Source organism: Streptomyces sp. WM4235 (assembly GCF_001279725.1).
GTDB lineage: Bacteria > Actinomycetota > Actinomycetes > Streptomycetales > Streptomycetaceae > Streptomyces.
On record NZ_LGDE01000123.1, the window covers coordinates 1 to 3,195 of the forward strand.

General features: G+C 71.0%; 4 protein-coding genes and 1 pseudogene. 1 reads left to right on the plus strand and 4 read right to left on the minus strand.

All coding sequences use genetic code 11. The features are described 5' to 3' along the window. Positions 1-175 (plus strand): annotated as a pseudogene (locus ADK55_RS37600) (2-oxoacid:ferredoxin oxidoreductase subunit beta); the annotation flags it as partial. Between the two features lie 42 nt (positions 176-217). On the opposite strand, the gene ADK55_RS12265 reads toward ADK55_RS37600, so the two are convergent. The 4 genes from ADK55_RS12265 to ADK55_RS12280 form a co-directional block, all read right to left on the minus strand. Beyond that, on the minus strand, positions 218-1,183 hold the full coding sequence (locus ADK55_RS12265) for an aromatase/cyclase (RefSeq protein WP_053677968.1): 966 nt from the start codon (positions 1,181-1,183) through the stop codon (positions 218-220). 88 nt (positions 1,184-1,271) lie between these two features. Next, the gene (locus tag ADK55_RS12270; protein WP_053677970.1) at positions 1,272-1,535 is read right to left on the minus strand and encodes a hypothetical protein; all 264 of its coding nucleotides are present in this window, start codon (positions 1,533-1,535) and stop codon (positions 1,272-1,274) included. Positions 1,536-1,818: 283 nt separating this feature from the next. Further along, positions 1,819-2,640: an AfsR/SARP family transcriptional regulator gene (locus ADK55_RS12275; protein ID WP_053677972.1), complete on the minus strand. Its 822-nt coding sequence runs from the start codon at positions 2,638-2,640 to the stop codon at positions 1,819-1,821. Positions 2,641-2,936: 296 nt separating this feature from the next. Next, positions 2,937-3,195: BTAD domain-containing putative transcriptional regulator (locus ADK55_RS12280; protein WP_267887345.1), on the minus strand; the 259-nt coding region annotated here is incomplete at its 5' end.

The following is a 3,195-nucleotide window of genomic DNA, read 5'->3' on the forward strand; positions in this document are numbered from 1 at the left end:
CGCCGACCCCGACACCCTCCACCACACCCCCATCGGAGTCCTGCGCAGCGTCCAACGCCCCGTCTACGACACCCTCATGGCCGACCAACTCGACACCGCCATCGCGCAGCAGGGGAAGGCGGATCTCTCCGCCCTCCTCACCGGCAGCGACACCTGGACGGTCCTGGGCGGGTGATCGGCGCGAAGGGGCGCCGGACCTCCGCTCGCGGTCCGGCGCTCAGAGCGCCCGCAGGCCCCTGACGGCGCTTCGCGCGTACGCGCGGGCCTGCTCGAAGGTGGCCGCGCTCTCCCGGCCGAGGCTCTCGCGGACGTACCGGCGCGCCTGCGACAGGTCGGCGTCGGGGCCGAGGACGCGTTCCACCATCCGCTCGTCCAGGAGCACGTGGTGCAGGGAGAGCACGGTGACCCCGGTCTCGTCCGGGACGATCGACCACTCCCCCGTGTGCGCGGCCAGCAGCGGCGACGGCACGGTCTCCTTGTAGACGGTGCGGCCGGCCGCCGGGAAGGACACGCGTACGGACTCCGTCGTGTGGACGGAGCCGTCGGCGGTCAGCCTGTGCGTGGTGGCGCGCTGCACCCCCGGGCGGTCCTCGACGACGTCGACGCGCGCGATGTGCGGGACCCGGCCGGACCAGGAGGCCACGTCGTACAGGAAGGCGCCGACCGGTTCGCCCGGTCCGTCGAAGCGGACCGAGTCCTCGAAGCTCATCGTCAGCGCGTCGAGCCGCTCCCAGCGCTCGGCGGCCTCGCGCAGCCGGTCGAGCATGATCCGCCCGCCGCGCTCGACGTCGGCGCGGGCCCGCTCGACGTCGGACCCGCGGTTGCCGGCGACGGTGAAGTCCTGCTCCAGGGTCAGCCGCGACCAGCCCGGGGCGAGCTGCCGTACCGTCCAACTGCCGCCCGCGGAGGTGACGGGCGCCGCGGGAACCTCCTGGCGGAAGTCGATCCGCCGCCGTTCGGGGTCCAGGGTCCGCCGCCACAACGACGACCGCACGGTCCCGTCGCGGGTGTCCCACAGGGAGAACCGTTCCCGGCTGCCGTCGAAGTCCCACGGCTCGACATGGACGGTGTCCGGTACCAGCAGCGGCCACTGGGCGGTGTCGGCCACCAGGGCGTACAGGACGCCGGCCGGTGCGGCGACGTCCACCGCGTGTGTCATCCGGTGCACTCGTTCGACAGACATCAGACACCCTCTCTCAACGCTTGATGCAGAGCCTGTCCGTATCCGCAGGAAGCTTCCTGGACTCCGAGTGGAGTTCCGGGGCGCGACCTCAGACCGCGGCGCGGGAACCCAGCACGTGGTTGACCAGGTCGAGGTAGCGGCGCGGGGTGTCGGCGTACTCCATGGCCTCCTCGTCGAAGGCGATGTCGAACCGCTGCTCCAGGTATCCGGTGGTCTGGAGGACGGAAAGGCAGTCGTAGCCGAGCTCCACCCAGTACAGGTCGCGGACGTCGTCGTCCAGCTCGACGCCCTCCTCCTCACCTCCCCATGCGCGCAGGATCCGCGTCAGGTCGGTGAGTTCCAGCCGGTCCATGGGTGTACCCCTCTCCTCGTCCGCGAGCACGCGAACGCGACCCGGGTACCCCGAGCCTGACCACCCTCCCTGGAGCACCACTCAACGCCCCCTGGCCCGGCCGGCCCATCTCAGCCCCGCCGGGCACTCCCAGCCCGGCCGGCCCATCTCAGCCCCGCCGGCCCATCTCAGCCCCGCCGGCGTTTGAGGCGCGGGGTCCGGGGCGGAGCCCCGCACCCCCGGCCGCGGCCCGGCCCACCCGCACCGCGCCGCACAACCCCCGCCCCGCGCAACCCCCGAAGGGCTACGCGGCGTACAGGTCGAACGTCGAAGACCTCCGCGGCCCCGCCGCCACGTCCAGCGCCGGGTCCACCTTCAGCATCGCCTGGTGCAGCCGTTGCAGCTGCTGCGACGGCTCCACGCCCAGTTCGTCGATGAGTCGTGTCCGCAGCCGCCGGAAGACGTCCAGCGCCTTCGCCTGCCGCCCCGATCGGTAGAGCGCGACCATCGCCTGCGAGTGCAGTCCTTCGTGCTGCGGGTGCCGGGCGATCAGTTCGGCGAGTTCCGCGAGGAGTTCCGTGTGCCTGCCCAGTCGCAGGTCGACGTCGATCCGCCGTTCCGTGGTGACGAGTCGGCTCTCCGCGAGCCGCAGGACCTCGATGTCGAGGATCGGGCCGACCCGTACGTCGACCAGCGCCGGCCCCTGCCACAGGGCGAGCGCCCTGCGCAGCAGGTCCGCCGCGGTCTCGTCGTCGCCCTGGTCGAAGGCGTTCTGGCCGCCGGCCACGAGGGTCTCGTACGTGTGGACGTCCACGGACTCCGGGGGGATCTGAAGCAGGTATCCGCCGTGCCGGGTGGCGAGGATGTCCTTCGCCGAGCCGGGGGCTCCCGGCCCCATGGCCGTGCCGAGCCGGCGGCGCAGTTGGAGGATGTACGTCTGCAGGGTGGTGAGCGCGCTCTGTGGCAGGTCGGTGCCCCAGATCTCCTCCATGAGGGTCGGCACGGGCATCACCCGGCCCGGGTAGAGCGCGAGGAGCGCCAGGATCTGACACGGCTTGCCCGCCGTGGGAACGATCGATCCTCCGTTGACCTCGGCACTCAAAGGTCCCAGAATCTGAATCTTCACGGTCTCCCGTCTCCCCTCCGCAATTCGTCGCGCGACACTCGGATTTCAGCATTCGACCCGATCACGGTAACGGGGCCCCGGGCAAGGTCACCGAATTCTTGAGCCTGCGTCGAGCGGCCCTCCGCACTGGTGCGCGGTTGGGTGGGTTTCCGCTGGTGGGAGCCCCTTCATTGGTGATGATGACCTTTTCTCGGGGGCTCCCGCGGCAGTTTTTCCGCAGTGCTGTCCGTGCTTTTCCGGAGTGGGGTTCCGGCAGCCTCGGGGTAATGAGCGCACAAAGACCGTGCGATGACCTGTCAGCCCACCTGAGCCAGTCGCCTCTTGGGCGTCTCGGTGGATTCCAGGGGGCGTTCGGGCCCGGTCATCAGGATCGACCGCTGGAGCCGGCGCAGGGCCGCCGAGGGCTCTATGCCGAGTTCGCGTACCAGGGTGGTCCGCAGCCGCTGGTAGACGCTGAGGGCCTCGCCGCGGCGGCCGGAGCGGTGCAGGGCCAACATGAACTGCCCGTGCAGGTTCTCGTGCGTGCGATACCGGCTCACCAACACCGTCAACTCC

Excerpts from the sequence above, each read along its gene's own strand:
- ADK55_RS12265 (WP_053677968.1), bottom strand. The coding sequence starts at position 1,183 with ATGTCTGTCGAACGAGTGCACCGGATGACACACGCGGTGGACGTCGCC.
- ADK55_RS12270 (WP_053677970.1), bottom strand. The coding sequence starts at position 1,535 with ATGGACCGGCTGGAACTCACCGACCTGACGCGGATCCTGCGCGCATGG.